At 32.5% G+C, this 23,237-nt stretch carries 21 protein-coding genes; 14 read left to right on the forward strand and 7 right to left on the reverse strand.

Annotation, left to right across the window (positions count from 1 at the left end; genetic code table 11):
- Position 1: 1 nt before the first annotated feature.
- Both AC3IF2_RS07730 and AC3IF2_RS07735 read right to left on the reverse strand, forming a co-directional pair.
- The gene (locus tag AC3IF2_RS07730; protein ID WP_489166499.1) at positions 2-910 is read right to left on the reverse strand and encodes a pseudouridine-5'-phosphate glycosidase; all 909 of its coding nucleotides are present in this window, start codon (positions 908-910) and stop codon (positions 2-4) included.
- On the reverse strand, positions 907-1,830 hold the full coding sequence (locus AC3IF2_RS07735; RefSeq protein WP_489166500.1) for a PfkB family carbohydrate kinase: 924 nt from the start codon (positions 1,828-1,830) through the stop codon (positions 907-909). The genes AC3IF2_RS07730 and AC3IF2_RS07735 overlap by 4 nt, the downstream gene beginning before the upstream one ends.
- Before the next feature lie 65 nt (positions 1,831-1,895).
- Between AC3IF2_RS07735 and AC3IF2_RS07740 the strand changes: the two genes are divergently transcribed.
- The 11 genes from AC3IF2_RS07740 to AC3IF2_RS07790 are packed head-to-tail and all read left to right on the forward strand — an operon-like array spanning position 1,896 to position 14,482.
- Positions 1,896-2,705: a BtpA/SgcQ family protein gene (locus AC3IF2_RS07740; protein WP_489166501.1), complete on the forward strand. Its 810-nt coding sequence runs from the start codon at positions 1,896-1,898 to the stop codon at positions 2,703-2,705.
- 26 nt (positions 2,706-2,731) lie between these two features.
- Complete coding sequence (locus AC3IF2_RS07745) at positions 2,732-4,141, forward strand: FAD binding domain-containing protein (RefSeq protein WP_489166502.1); 1,410 nt, start codon at positions 2,732-2,734, stop codon at positions 4,139-4,141.
- Positions 4,134-6,398 (forward strand): xanthine dehydrogenase molybdopterin binding subunit, encoded by a 2,265-nt coding sequence (locus tag AC3IF2_RS07750; protein WP_489166503.1) that lies wholly within the window; start codon positions 4,134-4,136, stop codon positions 6,396-6,398. Before AC3IF2_RS07745 ends, AC3IF2_RS07750 begins: the two co-directional genes overlap by 8 nt.
- 3 nt (positions 6,399-6,401) lie before the next feature.
- Positions 6,402-7,745, forward strand: coding sequence for an allantoinase AllB (gene allB, locus AC3IF2_RS07755; protein WP_489166504.1), 1,344 nt, complete (start codon positions 6,402-6,404; stop codon positions 7,743-7,745).
- A gap of 10 nt (positions 7,746-7,755) precedes the next feature.
- Positions 7,756-8,757, forward strand: a complete 1,002-nt coding sequence (alc, locus tag AC3IF2_RS07760; RefSeq protein ID WP_489166505.1) for an allantoicase — start codon at positions 7,756-7,758, stop codon at positions 8,755-8,757.
- A gap of 1 nt (position 8,758) precedes the next feature.
- Positions 8,759-10,156, forward strand: coding sequence for a urate hydroxylase PuuD (locus tag AC3IF2_RS07765; RefSeq protein WP_489166506.1), 1,398 nt, complete (start codon positions 8,759-8,761; stop codon positions 10,154-10,156).
- A 6-nt stretch (positions 10,157-10,162) separates the two neighbouring features.
- Complete coding sequence (gene uraD, locus AC3IF2_RS07770; RefSeq protein ID WP_489166507.1) at positions 10,163-11,026, forward strand: 2-oxo-4-hydroxy-4-carboxy-5-ureidoimidazoline decarboxylase; 864 nt, start codon at positions 10,163-10,165, stop codon at positions 11,024-11,026.
- Positions 11,027-11,042: 16 nt separating this feature from the next.
- Complete coding sequence (locus AC3IF2_RS07775; protein WP_489166508.1) at positions 11,043-12,473, forward strand: DUF6986 family protein; 1,431 nt, start codon at positions 11,043-11,045, stop codon at positions 12,471-12,473.
- A 1-nt stretch (position 12,474) separates the two neighbouring features.
- Positions 12,475-13,422 carry an XdhC family protein gene (locus AC3IF2_RS07780; protein ID WP_489166509.1) on the forward strand — a complete coding sequence of 316 codons (948 nt, stop codon included), beginning with the start codon at positions 12,475-12,477 and terminating at the stop codon, positions 13,420-13,422.
- A gap of 5 nt (positions 13,423-13,427) precedes the next feature.
- A complete protein-coding gene (locus tag AC3IF2_RS07785) occupies positions 13,428-13,955 on the forward strand; it encodes a GNAT family N-acetyltransferase (protein WP_489166510.1) in 528 nt (175 codons plus the stop codon).
- Positions 13,952-14,482, forward strand: a complete 531-nt coding sequence (locus AC3IF2_RS07790; RefSeq protein ID WP_489166511.1) for a GNAT family N-acetyltransferase — start codon at positions 13,952-13,954, stop codon at positions 14,480-14,482. The genes AC3IF2_RS07785 and AC3IF2_RS07790 overlap by 4 nt, the downstream gene beginning before the upstream one ends.
- Positions 14,483-14,713: 231 nt before the next feature.
- Here the strand turns inward: AC3IF2_RS07790 and AC3IF2_RS07795 are convergent, their stop codons facing one another.
- From AC3IF2_RS07795 to AC3IF2_RS07805, 3 genes are all read right to left on the reverse strand, one after another.
- Entirely contained in the window at positions 14,714-15,331 is a 618-nt protein-coding gene (locus AC3IF2_RS07795) for a hypothetical protein (RefSeq protein WP_489166512.1), read from the reverse strand.
- A gap of 1,033 nt (positions 15,332-16,364) precedes the next feature.
- Positions 16,365-17,387, reverse strand: a complete 1,023-nt coding sequence (locus AC3IF2_RS07800) for an RluA family pseudouridine synthase (RefSeq protein ID WP_489166513.1) — start codon at positions 17,385-17,387, stop codon at positions 16,365-16,367.
- Positions 17,387-17,971, reverse strand: coding sequence for a PASTA domain-containing protein (locus tag AC3IF2_RS07805; RefSeq protein WP_489166514.1), 585 nt, complete (start codon positions 17,969-17,971; stop codon positions 17,387-17,389). The genes AC3IF2_RS07800 and AC3IF2_RS07805 overlap by 1 nt, the downstream gene beginning before the upstream one ends.
- Positions 17,972-18,071: 100 nt before the next feature.
- Here AC3IF2_RS07805 and AC3IF2_RS07810 point away from each other — a divergent pair, with 100 nt between their 5' ends.
- Genes AC3IF2_RS07810 through AC3IF2_RS07820 form a run of 3 tightly spaced genes read left to right on the forward strand, consistent with a single transcriptional unit; the run spans position 18,072 to position 20,509 of the window.
- Positions 18,072-19,046 carry a D-alanine--D-alanine ligase gene (locus AC3IF2_RS07810; protein ID WP_489166515.1) on the forward strand — a complete coding sequence of 325 codons (975 nt, stop codon included), beginning with the start codon at positions 18,072-18,074 and terminating at the stop codon, positions 19,044-19,046.
- A gap of 2 nt (positions 19,047-19,048) precedes the next feature.
- A complete protein-coding gene (coaD, locus tag AC3IF2_RS07815; RefSeq protein ID WP_489166516.1) occupies positions 19,049-19,504 on the forward strand; it encodes a pantetheine-phosphate adenylyltransferase in 456 nt (151 codons plus the stop codon).
- A 9-nt stretch (positions 19,505-19,513) separates the two neighbouring features.
- Positions 19,514-20,509, forward strand: coding sequence for a TonB family protein (locus AC3IF2_RS07820; RefSeq protein ID WP_489166517.1), 996 nt, complete (start codon positions 19,514-19,516; stop codon positions 20,507-20,509).
- Here AC3IF2_RS07820 and AC3IF2_RS07825 read toward each other — a convergent pair.
- A complete protein-coding gene (locus AC3IF2_RS07825; RefSeq protein ID WP_489166518.1) occupies positions 20,504-22,171 on the reverse strand; it encodes a SulP family inorganic anion transporter in 1,668 nt (555 codons plus the stop codon). The genes AC3IF2_RS07820 and AC3IF2_RS07825 overlap by 6 nt on opposite strands.
- Positions 22,172-22,288: 117 nt before the next feature.
- Positions 22,289-23,233, reverse strand: a complete 945-nt coding sequence (locus tag AC3IF2_RS07830) for a T9SS type A sorting domain-containing protein (protein WP_489166519.1) — start codon at positions 23,231-23,233, stop codon at positions 22,289-22,291.
- Between the last annotated feature and the right edge of the window lie 4 nt (positions 23,234-23,237).

Genomic DNA, 23,237 nt, shown 5'->3' on the forward strand with positions numbered 1-23,237 from the left:
TTTATAAGCTCTTGGCAACTTCAGCTGCTAACTTTGCATTATTATAAACTAGTTGAATATTAGCCTCTAAGCTCTTGCCTCCTGTTAATTCTTTAACTTTAGCTAATAGAAAAGGTGTAGCTTCTTTACCAATAATATTTCTTTGTTCGGCCTCTAAAATAGCTTCATCAATAGCTTGGCTCATAACATTATAATCCAATTCATGATCTTTAGAAATTGGATTTGCAATTACTACTCCCCCATCTAAATTCATATTCCATTTGGTATTCAGAAAATTAGCAATTTCTTGAGCTGAATTTATTTTATAATCTAGTTTAAATCCACTTTTTTGAGTATAAAATGCTGGCAATTCATCTGTTTTATAACCAATTACCGGTACGCCATTGGTTTCGAGATATTCTAGTGTTAATCCTAAATCTAAAATTGATTTAATACCAGCGCATACAACGGCAACATTGGTCTTTGCTAGTTCTTGCAAATCGGCAGAAATATCGAATGATTTTTCTGCGCCTCTGTGTACACCGCCTATGCCTCCAGTTGCAAATATTTTAATTCCTGCCATTTGTGCGCCTATCATGGTAGATGCTACCGTTGTAGCTCCATCAATTTTATTAGAAATCAAATAAGGTATATCCCTTCTACTTGCTTTTACAATTTTTTCGCCAGACTGAGCTAAGTGTTTAATTTCATCATTAGAAAGACCAACTTTATACTTTTCGTTAAGGATAGCTATGGTTGCTGGTATGGCTCCATTTTCCCTTACAATCCTTTCTACGTTTAATGCTGTTTCCATGTTTTGCGGAAAAGGCATCCCATGAGAAATAATTGTAGATTCTAATGCAACTACTGGTTTCTTTTCTTCTAAGGCTTTCTTAACTTCAGCTTTAATTTCTAGATAATCAGAAATCATTCTTGCATAACTTTTTTTACCATTTCTACACTAATATCAGGATTTACAGCATTCTTATGTTGAATAGTAACTAATGCACATGCAGCTCCAAACTTTACCATATCGTACATTTCCATATTGTTGAGATCACCATAAAGTAACCCCGCAGTAAAAGCATCACCAGCTCCATTAGTATTTACTGGAGTAATTATTTTATTCTTTGCAGTAAATATTTCTTTTTCATCACCATAAGCTACACCATCTTTGCCTAAGGTTATAAATACTTTCTTAACTCCTAAATTTAAAAAGTGCTCCACTATTCTTTCATGATCACTTTCGTAATGCACTTTAATACCACTCAATAGTTCAGCCTCTATAGAGTTACATTTTAACATATAAGCTTTATTTAAAATAGATTTAGCTTTCAATGCCTTTTGAGCTGAGACAGCTTCAATAATAAAACGAGTATCCGGCAATTTTTTAACCGCTAACTCAAGAATAGCTTTAGGTAAGTTAGTTTCTAATACGCAGTAGTCACTTTCCTTAATAACATCTATATTGTCTAATATGAATGAATCTGGTACTTCATTATAAATATCCATATCAGACAAACCTAATGCCAAGTCATTATAATGGTTCATTATAGCAACATACAATGAAGTTTTACTATTCTTTTTTGTTAAACTGTGTTTAATGGATATCCCTAAATCATTACAAGAATCAATTAAAGTTTTAGAAAACTCATCATCTGCAAAAACACTCATTAATTCTACATCAATACCTAATTTTTTCAAATTTTCTGCGATGTTTCTACCAACTCCTCCTAGTATATTTTCGAAATTTCCAATATTAGAATCTTTAAAAATCAGCTTTTCTTTTGAAATTCCAATCAGATCAATATTAGAAGCGCCAATTACTGTTATTTTTGGTGAAGTAGACATAATTTTAAAGTATTAATAAAACTCTTTTAAATTTAAGTAAATTTACAATACATAACAACATGCCAATGGTTAAATTTAAGTCAATTTTTAAAAAGGAAAAGCCAATAATTGGCATGATTCATTTAAAAGCTTTACCTGGCACACCAAAGTTTCAAGATAATATAAATCAAATCATTGACACTGCTTTAGATGAACTATCCATTTACAAAAAAGCTGAAATTGATGCTATTGCTATAGAAAATATGCATGATGTTCCATACATTAAAAATGATGTTGGTCACGAGGTTTCTTCTTTGATGAGTATTATTGCACATCAAATAAAAAAGGAAAGTAATTTACCCTGTGGTATTCAAGTTTTAGCTGGTGCTAACAAAGCTGCATTGGCTATTGCAAAAAGTGCAAATTTAGATTTTATAAGAGCAGAAGGTTTTGTTTATGGGCATATCGCAGACGAAGGTTATATTGATGCGAATGCTGGTGAATTATTACGTTATAGAAAGCTAATTAACGCAGAAGATATTGCAGTTTTTACAGATATAAAAAAGAAGCATAGTTCACATGCCATAACTGCAGATATTGAAATTACAGAAGCCGCTAAAGCAGCCGAATTTTTTCTTAGTGATGGACTTATAATTACTGGAAAAAGTACAGGAGAGAAAACCAATTTAAATGAGCTTAAAGATGTAAGTGAGGTAACTAAACTACCCGTTTTAGTTGGGTCTGGTATCGATCTAGACAATGTTGAAGCATATTTAAAAATAAGTGACGCTTTAATAGTTGGCTCTCATTTCAAAAAAGCTAGATATTGGGAAAACGATCTCGATTATGATAGAGTGATTTCATTTATGGATAAGGTAAATCTATTAAGATCGTAGCATTTTTTTTAATAACTTTATAAGCTATGATCGAATTTATCCTAAACAATACATCTGTTAAAACTGAAGCACACCCTGGTATTACTTTATTAGATTTTATTCGAGAAAACAAACAATTAAAAGGTACAAAAATTGGTTGTAGAGAAGGTGATTGTGGTGCATGTACAGTATTAGTTGGCACTTTAAATGAGGGCGATGTTACTTATCAAAGTATCACTTCTTGTATCTCTCCGTTAGGTAACGCTCAAGGTAAACACATAGTAACTGTAGAAGGTATTAATTTGGAAAACAAATTGAATACGGCACAAAAAGCAATGGCAGATAATTATGCAACTCAATGTGGCTTTTGCACTCCAGGTTTTGTAATGTCTTTAACAGGATTTGCATTAAATAATAAGGCTAATAATTATTTTGATGGTTTAGATGCTATAAGCGGAAACATCTGTCGTTGTACAGGATATAAATCTATTGAAAAGGCCGTTAAAAAAATAACAGATCAAATTGAAGAAAGAAATTCAGAAAATAAATTAATTTGGCTTGTAGATAATGGATTTTTACCCAACTATTTTGTAAATATTCCTAAAAAATTAAATCAATTAAATTCAAAAAACAACATAGATAAAGGCACAAGTTTTGTTGCGGGCGGTACAGATCTATATGTTAGATATGCCGACACACTTTCAGAAGAAGAAATCCATTTATTAGCTGCAGATAACGAAATTAGAGGTATATCTTTTTATAAACACACTTGTGTTATGGGTGCTTCAACTACTGTTACTGATATTATGTATAACAATGCCATGTCTGTATATGTGCCAGACATCAAATTATATTTAAAATTAGTTTCATCGGAGCAAATTAGAAATATGGCCACCTTGGCAGGGAATTTTGTAAATGCTTCGCCTATTGGCGATATGACTATTTTATTTCTAGCTTTAGATAGTAAGATCACCATTAAGAGTTCTTCAGGGAAACTTAGAACTGTAGCACTTAAAGATTTTTATAAAGGATATAAAGAGTTAGATCTTAAAAAAGATGAAATCATAACTAATATTTCATTTGACGTTCCTGATCCCATATGTAAATTCAATTTCGAAAAAGTAAGTAAAAGAACACATTTAGATATTGCTAGCGTTAACTCTGCGTTTTGTATTAAAACTAAAGATAAAGTAATAGAAGGTGTTCATATAGCCGTCGGTGGCGTCGCTCCTGTCCCAAAATATCTGCAGAACACAGTTAATTTTTTAATAGGAAAAAAATTAAGTATAGAAACAATAGTTGGAGCTAATGAAATAATGCAGAAAGAAATAACACCAATAAGTGATGTTAGAGGTTCAAGTGATTATAAGCGATTATTAGTTAAACAATTGTTATTTGCACATTTTACAAAACTATATCCAGAAATAGTTAAACTAAAAGAATTAGTACATGGATAATACGATTCAAAATATTGATTCTTTTGGTCATGTAAGAGGTGAATCTCTTTTTGTAGATGATATTAATGTGCAGCAAGGCACGTTTCATGGTTTAGTATTCGATTCACCTAAAGCCCATGGAAAAATTAAAAACGTAGATTATTCTAAGGCAAGAAATCTAGATGGAGTTGAGAGAATTTTTACCTATCTCGATATTCCTGGTGAAAATCAAATTGGAGGTATTATTCCAGACGAACCTCTATTTGCTATAGACGAAGTTCATTTTATGGGACAACCAATTGCTTTTATTGTAGCTAAAACTGAACTAATTGCGAAAAAAGCTAGAGCTTTAATCAAAATAGAAATTGATGAATTACCAGTTATTACTGAAGCTAAAGAAGCGGTTACAAAAGGAAAACTAATCAATAACCCTAGAACATTTAGTTTAGGCAATACCAAAAACACGTTTACCAATTGTGATTATGTTTTTGAAGGTGAGGTTTTTACAAACGGACAAGAACATCTATACTTAGAAACTCAAGGTGCTTATGCTATACCAATGGAGAATGGTACTATTAAAATAACCTCATCTACACAAGGGCCTACAGCAGTTCAAAAAACTACAGCTAAAGTTCTAGGTGTTGGCATGCATAAGATAGAAATAGATGTAATTCGGTTAGGTGGTGGTTTTGGAGGGAAAGAAGATCAAGCTACGCCTTGGGCAGTTATGGCTGGTTTAGCTACCTATCTTTTAAAGAAACCTGTAAAATTCATCTTAAATAGACACGACGATCTTAGAATGACCGGCAAACGTCATCCTTACGAAAGCGATTTTAAGATAGGGCTCAATAAAGATTTAAAAATCATGGCTTTTGAAGCAGATTTTTATCAAAATTCAGGAGCAGCGGCTGATCTATCTCCAGCTGTAGCTGAAAGAACATTATTTCATGCCACAAACAGTTATTTTATAAAGAATGTAAAGACTACGGTATATAGCTGTAAAACAAACTTACCACCCAACACTGCATTTAGAGGATTTGGAGGGCCGCAAGGTATGTTTGTTATCGAAGCTGCTATAGTCAAAGCTGCTCAAGATATTGGCATATCAGCAAAAGAGATTCAAGAAGCCAACTTATTGCAAGAAAATGATGAGCAATCGTATGGCCAAATAATGACGCAAGTAGAAGCGAAAAATGCCTGGGAATCTGCTTTAAGAAGTTTTGATTACAGTTCTCTTAAAAAACAAGTAATTACTTTTAATCAAAAAAATTACGACTACAAAAAAGGTATTGCTTTAATGCCTATTTGCTTTGGTATTTCTTTCACTAATACTCCTATGAATAATGCCAGAGCTTTAGTACATGTTTATCAAGACGGAAGTGTTGGCGTAAGTACTGGAGCAGTTGAAATGGGGCAAGGCGTTAATACCAAAATGCTACAAATAGCAGCAGATACGTTTGGAATTTATAATGAAAATGTAAAGTTAGAAAGCACTAATACTACAAGAGTTGCTAACACCTCACCTAGCGCAGCAAGCTCTACTGCAGATTTAAATGGTAAAGCGCTGCTAATAGCTTGTAACAACATATTAGGAAGATTAAAAACTATTGTAAGGGATGAATTAAAAGTTAATGTAGAAGAACTTACTTTTAAAGATGAATGGATTTACGTTAATAACAAAAAATCATCACTTTCGTGGAAAGATTTAGTTGCTAAAGCCATGCTTGCCCGTATATCGCTTTCAGAAAAAGCACATTATTCAACACCAGAAATTCATTTTGATAAAACCAAAGAAAAAGGACATCCATTTGCCTATCATGTGTATGGCACAGCTATTATTACTACCACCGTAGATTGTACCAGAGGTATTTACACTGTTGACTCTGTTAAAATAGTACACGATTTTGGCAAAACTATGAACGAAGGAATCGATATTGGTCAAGTAGAAGGAGCTTTAGCGCAAGGCATAGGTTGGATGACAATGGAAGAAATAGCCTATGATGAAAATGGAAAGTTATTATCGAATGCACTATCAACTTATAAAGTGCCAGATATCTTTTCAATTGCTGAAGATATCGAAATAATTCCTTTGGAAACTGAAGGGCACGAACATGCCATTTTAAAATCGAAAGCAGTAGGTGAACCTCCTTTAATGTACGGAATCGGAGCCTATTTTTCTTTACAAAATGCTATAAAAGCTTTCAACCCTAACTACAAAATGGAATTTAGTGCACCAATGACTCCAGAAAAGGTGTTAATGAGTTTATATCAAAAATAATTTATGAATGAGTTCTTGCTTTATAGTAAACGATGCTGGATTGATACGCAATTAATTGAAACAACCATACATATAGTTGATAGTAAAATTCATACTGTTTTAAATGGAAAACATCCTAAAGAAGATATTCCTTTTCATGATTTTGGTGAGCTAATAATAATGCCTGGTATTATTGATGCTCACGTGCATATTAATGAACCAGGACGAACTCATTGGGAAGGCTTTGATTCTGCCACTAAAGCAGCCGCATTAGGTGGAATTACTACCCTAATAGAAATGCCTTTAAATTCAGATCCCGTTACAACTAATGTAGAGGCATTTGAACTTAAGAAGAAAGCTACCAGAAAACAATTACACGTTAATTGTGGATTTTATGGAGGTGTAATTCCAAAGAATGAAAGAGATATAGAACCGCTTATAAAAGCTGGTGTTTTTGGCATAAAAGGTTTTTTAACCCATTCGGGTATTAGTGAGTTTCCAAATGTTTCTAAAACCGATCTCGAAAAAATTGCTCCTATTTTAGCTGTATATGATTTACCTCTATTACTGCATTGCGAATTGGGGGAGAATAAAAACATTCCGCAGGTAATAAATAATCCAAAAAGCTATAGAGCGTATTTAGCATCTAGACCCACGGAATGGGAATTAAATGCACTTAAACTAACGCTTGATTTACAAGAAAAGTATAACATAAAAACACATGTTGTTCACCTCTCTGCTGCAAATGGTTTAGAATCAATAAATAAGCATAAAAAAAGAACTAAAAAATTAACAGTTGAGACCTGTCCACACTATTTATTTTTTAATGCAGAAACTATTCCTGACGAAAATCCGATTTACAAATGTGCTCCTCCAATAAGGGAAAAAGAAAATAATGATCGTTTATGGAATGCATTATTAAATGATGAATTTGATTTTTTAGCATCTGATCACTCTCCTGCTCCGGTAGAAATGAAAGAATTAGATAGTGGTGATTTATTTAAAGCTTGGGGTGGTATTGCTGGTTTACAGTTCAGCTTATCTGCTTTATGGAAATCTGGAGAAAGCAGAGGATTAACTTTAGAAAAATTAATACCATTATTAACTTCTAAACCCGCAATATTTTTGGGATTAGATCATAAAAAAGGATATTTAAAACCTGGTTATGAAGCAGATATAACTATTTGGAATGAGAACCAAGAGTATACAGTTACTAAAGATATTATTACACATAAACATAAAATTACTCCATATTTAAATGAGACTTTAAAAGGTAAAATAATTCATACCTTTGTTAAGGGGAGGCACGTTGTTGAGAATAATAAATTAAAGGAATTAAGTGCAGGAGAATTATTATTAAAAATCTAAACCTTTAATTTTGGGACACAAGTTATTAACTTTTACCGATCTGGCTTCAGAAAAAATTGGTGGCAAAGTTGTCTTTGCTACTGATGATTTTTTTGCCGAAAAAGAAAACCTCATTAAACCTGGTCGCGGTATTTTTATCGAGGATAAATACACCGATCATGGTAAATGGATGGATGGATGGGAATCGCGTCGCAAACGTGATAAAGGACATGATTGGGCTGTAGTAAAATTAGGGTCAGAAGGAAAAATTAAAGGATTTGATATAGATACTAATCATTTTTTAGGAAATCATCCGCCTTTTGCATCAGTAGATGCCATGTATTTTGAAGGAGAAGTTGAAGATTGGCAACTAGCAAATTATTTAGATTGGGATGAAATTTTACCAAAATCTCCTTTAGAACCTGGTAGTCAGCATCTTTTTGAGGTTGAATCTGATAAGGTTTATACACATGTGAGATTGCATATTTATCCAGATGGAGGTGTTGCTAGATTTAGAGTTTATGGAGAAGTCTATAAAGATTGGAATAAAGTTAGTGATGAAAATGAAATAGACTTGGCTTTGGTAAATAATTGCGGCAAGGTTTTAACTTGTAATGATATGTTCTTTAGTTCTATGCATAATCTCATCAATCCTAGTAAAGGGAAAGACATGGGAGATGGTTGGGAGACTAAGCGTAATAGAACACCAGATAATGAAGATTGGGTAATTATAAAATTAGGACACAAAGGATTTATCGAAAAACTAATTGTAGATACTTATCATTTTAAAGGAAACTATCCTCATAAGTGTGCTATTGATTGTTGTTATTCAGAAAATGATGAAGATGTGTTGAATAATAAAGTAGAGTGGCTGAGTATTCTTCCAAAAAAAGGATTATCTCCACACAGAGAGAATATTTTTAAGAGTGATGATCTCATTGAACGCGACGAAGTTGTTACCCATGTTAAATTAAAAATTTATCCAGATGGTGGCGTAAGTAGATTACGTGTGTTAGGTACAATTAAAAAATAGAATGACAGGGATAATAGCTTTACTTTTCGGATTACTGATTTTAATTATTACGGTTAAAGCTACCTATACCCTTCATCATCAAATGAAAATTGCCAAGCAACAAGATGATGAGTCTTTAGTTCATAAAGTTGCTATTAAACAAAACATAGTGTATACACTACTGGTAACGGCAAGCATTCTTTGTGTTTTTATACTCTATTATTTTTTCATCAAAAAAACCATTTACGAAAGTCATTTTTTTGAATGGCTAAATCTTATCATTAGATGGATTCATATAACTTTCGGAATTGCTTGGATTGGTGCTTCTTTCTATTTTGTGTTTTTAGAAAATGCATTAAATAGAACGAAAGATGTAAGAGATGAATTAGCGGGTAATTTATGGGCAATTCACGGTGGTGGATTCTATTATTTAGAAAAGTATAAACTAGCACCTAAAAAAATTCCTAAAGAATTACATTGGTTTAAATACGAAGCTTATTTTACTTGGTTAACAGGCTTCTGTTTACTATTCGTGGTTTATTATTTTAATGCCAAATCCTTTTTGATAGATCCAGAAGTAATGAATTTAAAACCCATTACTGCTATCTCAATTGGTATTATTTCTTTAGTTTTCGGATGGGTTATATATGATTATTTATGTAAGAATTTTAAACAAAATCACCTTTTCACCTTCATAGGAATACTTATATGTGGGTGCTTTGCTTGGTTTTACACACAAGTATTTAATGCAAGAGCAGCGTATATTCATTTCGGTGCCTTGTTAGGTACCATTATGGCTGCCAATGTATTTTTTGTAATTATCCCTGCTCAAAAAGCAATGGTAAATGCTGCTAAAAAAGGAAAATTACCAGATGCTGCTTTAGCAAAAGCAGCCGGTATGAGGTCATTACACAATAACTATTTAACACTACCTGTACTTTTTGTAATGATAAGCAACCATTTTCCAAGTACTTTTGGTCATACTTATCAATGGATTGTTCTTTTAGCAATTTCGGTTGGTAGTGCAGGTATTAAACATTACTTAAATTTACGTGAAAAAGAGCAGCTTTCTGTATGGGTAATGCCAATAGCTATAATTATGCTACTGGCAGTAGCTTTTGTAACTGCTCCTTCAAATAAAATTGAAGGTTGCGAAGAAGATATTACTTTTAACCAAGTAAATACCATTATACAAAATAGATGTGTGAGTTGCCATTCAGCAACTCCAACAGATCAAGTATGGAAAACAGCTCCAAATGGTGTGAAATATGATACAAAAGAGCAAATTGTAAATCTAAGAGATAAGATCTTTCAGCGTGTTGTTGTTAGTAAAAATATGCCTTTAGGCAATGAAACTGGTATGACTCAAAAAGAACGTGATCTTATAGAATGTTGGATACATCAACAAGCTTTAAAATAACAAGCTATGACTTTAAACGAATTCAATCAATTATCAAAAGAAGATGCAACCGTAGCATTGCAAAAATGTTGTGTTTCTAAAAATTGGGTAGCTAGTATGGTTGATACAATGCCATTCGCTTCAGCTAATGATTTAATCAACAAAGCTGCTGATATTTGGTATGGACAATGTAATGACGTTGATTGGAAAGAAGCATTTACTGGTCATCCTAAAATTGGTGATGTAAATACCTTAAGAGAAAAATTTGCTAATACAAAAGAATGGGCTGGTAACGAACAGGCAAAACTATCCGAAGCGACAGATGAAATTATTCAAGAATTAGCCATTGCTAATTCATTATATGAAGAGAAATATGGATATATTTTTATAGTGAGCGCCAGCGGAAAATCTGCTAATGAAATGTTAGCTATTCTAAAAACAAGACTGCATCACGACAGAAAAAATGAATTGTATGTAGCTATGAATGAGCAGCATAAAATAACAGTAATTCGTTTAGCTAAATTAATAAATGAGATTTCGACTGGTAATTTTAAAAGCCATATTACAACTCATGCTTTAGATACCTCAGTTGGAATTCCAGCCAACGGAATGAACATCACTTTAAAAGGAATTATAAATGATGAATGGAAGCCAATTAGTACTGGAATTACCAACCTAGACGGAAGAATTTCAGACGTATTGCCACCAGGCAAAATTCTTGATAAAGGTATCTATGTAATGCAATTCAATACCAAAAATTATTATGAAGAAAAGGGTCAAAAAGGATTTTATCCAGAAGTATCTATACAATTTGAAGTAAAAGATAATAGTCATTATCATATTCCGCTATTGATTAATCCTTATGGATATTCGACGTATCGCGGAAGTTAATTTTTGAGATTTTAATATGAATTTAAGTATACAATCAGATAAAAAGAAACTAATATTTGATAGATTAAAAGAAGCTAACCAAGCTTTTAATAAAATATACAAGGGTGATCGAGAAGATCGTCAACCCATCCATACAGTTTATGGTGGTGCTAATTTATTTAAATCAAATACTCCAAAAGTACTTGGTGATATTGCTTTAAGATCTTTACTAGCCTATGCTCCAAATTTTATTGAATTTGGCAACGCTTTTCAACTACAAGGCCATGAACAATTTCCATCTAATGATTCTGAAAAAGAAAAGTTTATTCAAAATGTAGAGAAGTTAACTGATGAACAGCTAAAAAAGCATCCTGCAGGATTCTCATATAGAATTTACAATAAGGTTATCGCTAAATTAAAGAGTGAAGCTGTAGAAGATTTTAGAATCGATTTCGAAGACGGTTTTGGTAATAGACCTGATGCCGAAGAAGATCAAACGGCTATCGATGCTGCAAAAGCCGTAGCTAAAGGTATGTTAGAAAATTCTTTGTCTCCCTTTATAGGTATTCGAATAAAACCTTTTACAGAAGAACTAAAGGAACGAGGTCTAAGAACCTTAGATATTTTTCTAAGTACTCTATTAACAGAAACTAATGGTAAACTACCAGAAAATTTTGTAGTAATGTTACCCAAAGTAACAATACCAGAACAAATTGAGGCTTTAGTTTCTTTTTTCGAAATTATAGAAGATCAATTTAATTTAGAGAAGGGTAGTCTCGAAATGGAAATTATGGTAGAGACTACGCAATCTATTATAAATAAAGATGGTGTGAATCCATTACGAACTTTAATTACAGCAAGTAAAGGAAGATGTATTGCTACACATTTCGGAACGTATGATTATACGGCTTCTAACAATATCACAGCTAAATATCAAGAAATGGATCATGATGTTTGTGATTTTGCACATTATATAACAAAGGTTGCTTTAAATCACACAGGTGTTTGGCTTTCAGATGGTGCGACAAACACCATGCCCATTGGACCTCATCGTGGTGATTTAACACCTCAACAAGAACAGGAAAACAAAGAGGTAGTACATAAGGCATGGCTAAAAGGTTATAATCATATCCGTCATTCGTTATATAAAGGGTTGTATCAAGGTTGGGATTTAAATCCTGCACAACTGCCCATGCGTTATACAGCAGTGTACGCATTCTTTTTAGAAAGTTATGATGATGCAGTTATCCGTTTAAAAACATTTGTTGAAAAAGCCGCTCAAGCTACATTGATAGGTGATACTTTTGACGATGCCGCTACTGGGCAAGGATTATTAAATTATTTCTTAAAAGCTTTAAATAGTGGCGCAATTACTATCGATGAAGTATTGGCTACTGGATTAACTTTAGATGAAATAAGAACACGATCTTTTGCTAAAATTTTAAAAGACCGAAGAGCTAAAATTTAATATGAACTACTGGCAATTTATACATTCAAAACTTAAGGAAGGTAAAACTATCTACGCTATGACAGTTATTTATCATAGTGGTAGTTCACCTGGTCGTCAAGGTTTTAAAATGGCTGTGGCTAGCGATAATGAAATTTATGGTTCTATAGGTGGTGGTGTGATGGAATACAATCTTGTTGAATTATGTAAAGATTTATTAAAAAAGAAAGAACATAAGACATTTTTAAAACATCAAAACCATAAAGGGAGTAGAAATGGTGGCTCAGGTATGATCTGTTCTGGTGAACAAACCGTAGTTTTTCATGCTTTAGATACATCCTTTATTTCTGTTATTGAAAATATTTTAGAATGTTTGCAGAATAATCAAACTGGTACGTTGAGCCTAACTCAAGGTTCGTTTTATTTTTCACATAAAATTTCCGACAAAAAATATCAACACAAAGTTAAAAATGAAAATGATTGGTTTTTTGAAGAACAACTAGGGTTCAAAGAAACACTCTATATTGTTGGAGGCGGTCATGTTGGTTTAGCTACATCAAAACTGTTTAAACAATTAGGCTTTTGTGTTGTGATTTTTGACAATAGAGATCATCTAAATACTTTTGAGCAAAATTCGTATGCTCATAAAAAACATATTATAGATTATAATGCTGTCGCAGAATATATTCCTGAAGGTTCTAACAACTACGTGGCAATAATGACCAATAAGTATACCGATGACAAATTAGCCTTAACCAAATTGATAAGGAAAAAATTCAAGTTTATTGGTGTATTAGGTAGTAAAGCCAAACTAAAAACGATGTATGAAGTGATGCAGAATAAAGGATATACCGAAGATGAACTAGCAAAAGTACATGCGCCAATAGGTCTATCTATTACGAGCCAAACACCTGAGGAAATTGCTGTTAGTATAGCTGCTCAAATAATTGGGATAAAGAATAAAAAATAATGTTTGTGTTTAAAGAATACCCAAAACTGACTACCGAAAGATTGGTTTTAAGAGAAATTACTCTTGATGATAAAGAAGCCGTACTCTTCTTAAGATCAGATGAAACTGTAAATAAATACATTAATAGACCAGCGACTAAAGATCTTAAGGATGCTGAAGATTTTATTATAAAGATTAATAAAGGTTATAAAAACGGTAGCAATATTAATTGGGCCATTTGTTTAAAAGAAACTGACGAAATGATCGGTTCTATTTGCTTATGGAACTTTTCTAAAGATAGAAAAAGAGCTGAAACGGGCTATGATTTGGATTTTAAACATCATAATAAAGGTATTATGTCCGAAGCATTAAATGCTGTATTAGAATTTGGGTTTAATGAATTAAACTTACACTTAATCGAAGCTTTTACTGCATATAATAATGAAAGTTCTAAACATCTATTAATCAAAAATGGATTTATATTAAATTCTAGTAGGAAAGACAAAGACGATTCAGATAATATGATTTATGAAATAAGAAATCATAATATATGAAAGCTGCATCTAAATATAAGGTTAGAAACGCCAAACCAGAAGAATTTAAAACTATTGGTCAATTAATGGTAGAAGTATATTCTCAATTAGAAGGATTTCCATCACCAGAAGAACAGCCTAAGTATTATGAAATGCTTGCCAATATTGGTGAACAAACGGAAAAACCAAAAACCGAGTTGCTTGTTGCAGTAACTGAAAGCGGTAAAATTGGCGGTGGCGTAGTATATTTTGATGATATGCAATACTACGGTTCTGATGGTACGGCAACACAAGAGAAAAATGCTTCTGGTTTTAGATTATTAGCTGTAGACCCAAATACTAGAGGGCTAGGTATTGGTAAATTATTAAGCTTAGCATGTATAGAAAAAGCCAAACAATCTGGTAATAAACAATTAATTATACATTCTACAAAAGCTATGCAAGTTGCTTGGAAAATGTATGAAAAGTTAGGATTTCAACGATATAAAGATATTGACTTTATACAAGATAGATTACCTGTTTTTGGGTTTAGGTTTGCATTAATTTAACTTGATTCTTAACTTGTTTTCTGCTAACTTCGTTTATCGACCGATACAATTCATTAAAGCGGAACGATATCTAAACTTTATGTGCAAGAAAAAATAGAAAATGGGAAACAAAAGAAATACCGAATTTGGCAATTCTAATATCGTAAACTACTTATTAAAGTATTAGCTTACATAATGACTAAAGTCTAAACTGTATCTCATAAAGATGATGAGTCATTACACTGGATAAAATTATTGAAACAGACATCCTTCTAATCTAATGACTTCGTCTGTTTCAAGAACATCTTCTGAATAATTTTTTTCGGAAGGATGAAAAATAAATGTTTTACCTTCTCCTTCAGTACTTGAAAAATGAAGTAAACCATCAATTACTTCATATTTATAAGTTATAGAATATTCAATTTCTTCACTAGACCCATAATAATCATATCTAAACTGCAAAACATCGAACTCATCTCTTTTGATTTCTATATTCCATTTTATTCCGTCGTACGTATTTTCACCTAATTTCCATCCTTGACAATATGAAACAATATTATCAAGATTAAAGAAGGATATAAAATGATTTCCTGTTGAAAATTTTTCAAATCTTATATCTGAAAAGTCGCTATAATAATTTTCTGAATCTGCCCAGACTGTCCCATCATATTTATTTAGAAATCGACACATTTTTGCTCCCCACCCCGGACCACAGTATTGATATGCCGGTGGATCCAAACCTGGATATTGTACGCCGCTTGCATCTGTTACAATATCTTGCTCTCCAAACTCCGGATGCACTAGCGGTTCAAAGGTTTTCGAACAAGAAAATAACACCAAGAGAAAAAATAGCAATGGTATTTTTTTCATTTCTGATTTTTTCCAAATATACATAATTAGTCTCAATATTAGGAAGTTAACAATAATGGCATTCCAAATAGTATGGTTAAAACATACATCATCTTAAATAAATTATTTCGTCTGTGTCAAGAGAATCTTCTGTATATTTTTTTTTCAGAAGGACTGAAAATAAATGTTTGACCCTCACCTTCAGTACTTGAAAAATGAAGTAAACCATCAATTACTTCATATTTATAAGATATAGAGTATTCAATTTCTTCACTAGACCCATAATAATCATAATCAAACCACAAAACATCTTCCTCATCTCTTTTGAGTTCTATATTCCATTTTATTCCATCGTACGTATTTTCACCTACTTGCCATCCTTCACAATATGAAGTAATACTATCAAGATTAAAGAAGGATATAAAATATGCATCACCGTTAAAGATTACAAATTTTATATCTGAAAAGTCGCTATAATAATTTTCTGCATCTGCCCAGACTGTCCCATCATATTTACGTAAAAATCGACACTGCTTTCTTGCCCAACCCGGACCACAGCGTGGAGTCCCTTGTTGAACTGCATCAGGGTATTGTACTCCACTTGCATCTGTTACATAATCTTGCTCTCCAAACTCCGGATGCTTTATCTCTTCGTAGTTTTTCTAACAAGAAGACAACACAAAGAATAAAAATAATAAAGGTAATTTTTTCATTACTGATATTTTTTAAAATTACAATATTGGGTTCAAAATTAAAAATTACCAATAATGGTATTCCAAATATTATGATTAAAACATTAACAATCGCTGAAACTATACTTTTAGAAAACAATCTGGAATTACTATAAATACCTAAAAATACTCTTGAAGAATTAACAAAAGGTCATCAAATTAAAATAGAATCCAGCACATAACAATGTGTGTAATTCATAGCTAGCACTCGCCTACTTACGAAAATCCTCGCGGATTTTCTATTTGGTTAGTATTTGCTAATTTAGTTGCTCAACCAAACGCAACAAACCATACACAAACCGATAATCGAAACTTAAAATTTATTATTTTTGATTCACAGTATAATTTCGCCATTTCTCAAAACATTCTCTCATATCTTGAGGAATTTCAGAATCAAATTGCATCCATTTTTTAGTGATTGGGTGCTCAAAACCTAAAGTTTTAGCATGTAGCGCTTGGCGTGGTAATATCTTAAAACAATTTTCTACAAATTGTTTGTATTTAGTAAAGGTGGTTCCTTTTAATATCTTTTCTCCTCCATAGCGCTCATCATTAAATAAAGTATGTCCAATATGTTTAAAATGTGCTCTAATTTGATGTGTTCGGCCAGTTTCTAGCTTACATTCTACTAAAGTTACATAACTAAATCGTTCAATTACTTTATAATGTGTTACAGCATGTTTACCATATTCTCCATTAGGAAAAACATCCATTTGCAAACGATTTTTAAAACTACGCCCAATATTACCGGTAATTGTTCCTTCGTCTTCGTCTATATTTCCCCAAACTAAAGCATAATACAATCGATCTGTAGTGCGGTCAAAAAATTGTTTTGCCAAATTTGCCATAGCATATTCTGTTTTGGCAACTACCAATAAACCACTGGTATCTTTATCAATTCTATGTATTAAGCCAGGGCGTTCGTTCGAATTTTTAGGTAAATTTTCTATATGATTAATGAGTCCGTTTACTAGTGTACCACTGTAGTTTCCATGACCCGGGTGCACGACCATGCCAGCAGGTTTGTTCACTACAATAACCTCATCATCTTCGTAAACAATGTCTATCGGAATGTCTTCGGCTACCAATAAATTTTCATGAGGCGGATGTGCTAAAACCACTCGAACTACGTCATTAGGTTTTACTTTATGATTAGCCTTTACAACTTTTTCATTTACCAGTACATTACCTGCTTTTACAGCTTGCTGAATCTTATTGCGTGTAGCATTCTCTATAAAATTCATTAAAAATTTATCCACGCGCAAAGGCTCCTGTCCTACACTAGCAGTAAATTTATAATGTTCATAAAGATCATCTTGTTCTATATCTATGGCTTGTTCACTCATTAAATTTCGTCTTCATCGACATCGCTATCATTCCCTAATTTTCCATCTCCTAAAACAAAATCAATTACAGAGTTTTTGGCCACCATATCGCCAACTTTGAGTTCTTTACCATCAAATTTTAGTTTACGAACCACATCTCTACCTATGTCTGGTATGTAGGTAGATTTGCCGATTCTAAATCCTATAGAAGTTAAATGTGTCACAACTTGACGTTTTGTTTTTCCTAAAACATCTGGTATGGCAACTTTTCTATAATTAGAGGCATTAAGTGTCAGATAAATTTTACGTCCTTCTTTAACGAAATCTCCTGCTTCAGGATTTTGTTCTAAAACGGATTTCGGAGGATATTCAGCGTTAAAACTAGCAGAATCAATTACTATAAAGGCTAAATCTGCTTCCTTTAATTTCTTATCTGCTTCTTCCAACGAAAGCTTTGCCAAATCTGGCACTGGTATTTTTTGATTGTGATTGGTTCTAAAACTTAAAAATCTATTTAATAAAAAGATAGCAATCACAACACTTAGTAATATGGTAATAATAGTTCTTAAAAATTGCTTACTTTTTAAATACTGTATTAGCTGCATTTTGGTTTTATTTAGCAATCACAAACTTACTCAAAAAAGTAGTATTTTTAACAGCAAGAATCAATACTTTTGTTCTAATAACCATTTCTAAACAGGCTACGTGAAAAAAAATATTGCCATTATTATGGGAGGCTACTCATCTGAAGTTGAAATTTCGATAATGAGTGGCAATGTAGTTTATAAGCACTTAAATAAAGAAAAATACAATGTTTATAAAGCCCATATTTTAAAGGAAAAATGGGTAGTTGTTATAGACGATAAAGAGTACCCCATAAATAAAGGAGATTTTTCTTTCTTACTAAATGGAAACAAAATTTCCTTCGATTGTGTTTTTAATGCCATTCATGGGCATCCTGGTGAAGACGGTACTATATTAGCTTATTTTGATCTTATTAATATCAAACATACCTCTGCTCCATTTTATCAAATGGCACTCACATTTAATAAAAGAGATACATTAAGTGTTGTAAGGCATTATGGTATTAAAGCAGCTACTTCTGTTTATTTAGATAATGGCGATGCCATTGATGAAGAAGAGATTATAAAGACCGTAGGTCTACCATGTTTTGTAAAACCTAACAATGCTGGTTCTAGTTTTGGCATTAGTAAAGTTACGCAACAGAAAAATTTAAAGGAAGCTATTAATTATGCTTTCGCGGAAGACAATGAGATATTAATAGAATCTTTTTTAGACGGTGTAGAAGTTTCTATTGGCGTTATAGATTATAAAGGAAAAACTAAAGTATTACCGGCCACCGAAATAGTTTCTGAAAATGACTTTTTCGACTATGAAGCAAAATATTTAGGTGCCTCAAAAGAAATAACCCCTGCGCGAATCTCTAAAAAGCAATTACAACGTTTAAATTCTGTGGCTAAAGAAGTGTATGAAATACTAAATTTAAGCGGATTTTCGCGCGCAGAATACATTTTTGTAGGTGATGAGCCTTATTTTTTAGAAATAAATACCGTACCCGGTTTAACTGAAGCCAGTTTATTGCCTCAACAAGCGGAAGCTGCTGGTATAAATTTAGAAGCATTATTTGGTAATGCTATTGAAACCGCTTTAAATCAATGATTATGAAAAAAGCACTTTTCCCTGGGTCTTTTGACCCAATAACCTTAGGCCATTACGATATTATTAAACGTGGAGTACAGTTGTTTGATGAAGTAATTGTTGCAATTGGTGTTAATGCTGATAAAAAATATATGTTCTCATTAGATGAGCGTAAGCAATTTATTGAAGACGCATTTAAAGACGAGCCTAAGGTAAAAATAGTTACGTACCAAGGGTTAACTGTTGATTTTTGTCAAGAAATAGGTGTTGAATTTATACTTCGCGGTCTTAGAAATCCAGCTGATTTTGAGTTTGAAAAAGCCATTGCCCATACCAACAGAGACCTTGCTCCTATAGAAACCGTTTTTCTATTAACTGCTGCTAGCACTTCTTATATTTCTTCATCTATCGTACGAGATGTGATCAGAAATAATGGTGATTACACTAAGTTAGTCCCTACTAGTGTCAGAGTTAAATAAATACTTTTTATGAAAAAAATTGCGCTTCTTACTTTATTATTATCTTTTAGCTTTAGCTTCTCACAAAATAATCTAGATTATAAAAAAAATGGAGATACGATTTACTATGATAAAGATTATAGATACGTACTAAAAGATTCAGCCAAAAACTATGCAGTTATTAGAAATATTAACATCCTAAAAAACAAAAAAAGAATATATAAAGTAGATATCTTTTCTAAGAATAAAGACACTATTAATCCTAACTTTAGTAAATATATAGAAACAAATACTGATAGATTGGAAATCATTCATCCCGAAGGGAAAACTACATATTACCATGAGAATGGAAAAAAAAGTAGTCAGGGTATGATGTGTGAAGGAAGAGCTATTGGTAAATGGGTTTATTGGTATGATGATGGGGCAAAAAAAAGAGAAACTCTATTCTTTAAAAATAAAACTTTGCAAAAATACAAACCAAGTGAAATCATTAGTTTTTGGGATCGTAATGGTAAACAAACTGTAATCAATGGCACTGGTAATTATAAATACCTTTATGAAAAAGACAGTACTATTTTTGAAGGTAAATATAAAAATGGTAAAAAAGATGGAATATGGTCAAGCACTAAATTAAGTGGTGAAAAATGTTATACAGAGGATTATAAAAATGGAAAATTAATTAACGGTAAAAGTTGGGATGATGATGGGAAGGAATATACTTACACACAAAGCTTTATACAACCAGAATTTAAAAGAGGTCAAAAAGGTATAAAAAAGATAATTGTAAAAAATTTTAACATTCCTCAAATAGCTATAGATAAGAAATTTGACGGTACCGTTCTAATTAGTTTTGATGTCGATACTGATGGTAGTATAGCTAATGTGAAAGCATATAGAAAAGTTCATCCACTTGTTGATGCAGAAGCAATTAGAGTAGTTAAACTAATGAAAGGATGGAAACCAGCAATCAGTAAAGGAAAAAAAATAAAATCAAAATTTACAATACCTATCACTTATAAGCTATAATTTATATTCCGAAAGAGGCTTCGTAAACGCCTCAGGGTTTTCGGCTAAATGATAACGAGGGTCATCAATAGCTTCTTCAATAACACTTCTAAATTTAGGGCTAGCCTTATACAATAATACTTTACAATCTTCACTTAAGTGCTTTAATGTAATTTTCTTTCCTTCGGCTTCGTACTTTTCTACTAAACTAAATATTGCTTCTAAAGCAGAATGATCACTAACACGAGATTCTACAAAATCTATCTCAACATTTTGAGGATCATTTTTAAAATCAAATTTTCTATTAAATTCTTGTACACTTCCAAAAAATAAAGGCCCCCAGATTTCATATACTTTGGTTCCATCTTCTTTAATGCGCTTTCGCGCTCTAATTCGCTTCGCACTTTCCCAAGAAAACACTAAAGCTGAAATTATAACACCAGCAATAACGGCTATGGCTAAATCAAAAATTACAGTTAGCGCAGAAACAGCAACTAATACAATTACATCGCTCACAGGGATCTTATTCAAAATTCTAAAACTAGACCAAGCGAATGTGCCTATAACTACCATAAACATAACGCCAACCAAAGCTGCGATTGGCACTTGTTCTATTAAATCAGAAGCGAATAATATAAATGCTAAAAGCGCCAATGCTGCCACTATACCAGATAGACGACCTCTACCACCACCTTTAATGTTAATAATTGACTGTCCAATCATTGCGCAACCACCCATACCGCCGAATAAACCGGTAACAATATTAGCACCACCTTGTGCTAAACATTCTTTATTTGAATTACCTCTAGTTTCGGTTAATTCGTCAATAAGATTTAAAGTCATTAAAGATTCTATTAAACCAATGGCAGCCAATATTAAGGCGTAAGGAAAAATAAATTTTAGCGTTTCAAAGTTCATAGGTATTTTGGTAAATATCTCTGATTGAAACACTGGTAATCCTCCTTTTAATCCTTCACCACCACCTTCTCTAATAAAACTACCAACAGTTGCAACATCTAATCCTCCAAAAATTACAATAGCAGATACTACCAAAATAGCAATTAGGGCTTCAGGTAATTTCTTAGTCAGTTTAGGTAAACCAAACATAATAACCATCGTCAAAACAACAAATCCAAGCATTTGCCAAAATGCGCCATTTGTAGCAAGTCCTTTAAATAATTCACTAAACCACTCTTTCATATTACCCCAGAAAGATACACCTTCTGGTATTAAATGAGGAAACATTCCTAATTGAGATAAGAATATTACAATCGCCAGTCCGTTTACAAAACCCATCATTACTGGGTGCGGAATTAATCTCACAAACTTTCCTAGTTTAAAAACACCGGCTAGCATTTGAATGATTCCCATTAGAATCACGGTTGCAAACAGATAATATAATCCAAGATTTTCTCCTTCTGCACCTAACGCATTACCTTCAGACACTAAACTTACCATTACAACAGCTAAAGCTCCAGTCGCACCAGAGATCATTCCTGGGCGGCCTCCAAATACAGCTGTAATTAAGCCTATCATAAATGCAGCATACAATCCAACTAACGGATCAACACCTGCTACAAAAGCAAAAGCAACAGCCTCAGGTACCAAGGCCAAAGCCACTGTTAAACCTGATAAAATATCATTCTTGGCATTTGCCGTACGCTTTCTGATAAACTCAGTCATAGTTGTAAATTTATAAGCGGGCAAAGATAGGCTATTTTAGAAAGTAAACAACTGCCATTTTAACCATAAAAAAAGCTCCACTTAAGTGAAGCTTTATCTATAATATTTTTAAGTAATTTATTCTTTAACTACCTTAAAAGAGCCCATTTTATCATTCACTCTTGCTCTTACCATATAAGTACCAGCCGAAAGAGATGTTAAATCTAAACTAGCATTTAACTGCGAAGGTCTCATCGATTTAACCTGTTGACCTAGAATATTATAAACCTCTACACTAGAAATTTCTTCTTGTGCAACCATGTTTAATTTTTCTTTTACAGGGTTCGGGTAATAATTAAAACTTACCAAATCTAGATCACCAATACTAGCAGTAGAACCATTACCATTAACATTCATAACAATTTTAACATCAGGCCTACCTTGATCAGCAAAAGTGATAGGGTTAGGGATAGTACAGTCATCTGCCTTAAAATAAGAGAAAATTTCTGTATCTACATCTGCATCATCTGAATCTACATCACCATCTCCATCAATGTCTCCGTCTCCATTAATACCACCTTTATTAGAACCAATTTGGAATTTAGTTTGACCTAAACCTCCGTCATTCGGATCATCTGAAGGTACAGAAACTGCCACAACAAACTCAGCATTTGCAGGAATTGTTGCATTCAATATAACATTTCTTAAAGTCAATACTTGGTCTTGCAAATTTTCAGTAATTTGAGTAACTAAGTTCAAATTTCCATTAGGAAAAATTCCGTTAACAGTGTAAATACTTATTGTTACCGGATAACCAGCTGTAGGTGCCCCAGATAATGATTCAACACCATAATCTATAGATGTAATATCATAATCACTAATAATTCCGAAATCATTAAGATCAAAAGCTCTGTAAAATGTATTAGCATTTACAAAAATAATATTACCATTATTGTCCTTAGTATTACAAGCTATCGAATTACCATCTAAAATAACTTGACTGGTAGAATGTGTTAACGTTTGTGCAAAAACACACTGTAAACTAATTAATAAAATAATAACTAGGGGAGTAATTTTCTTCATAAGC

It is taken from the genome of Maritimimonas rapanae (genome assembly GCF_057837205.1).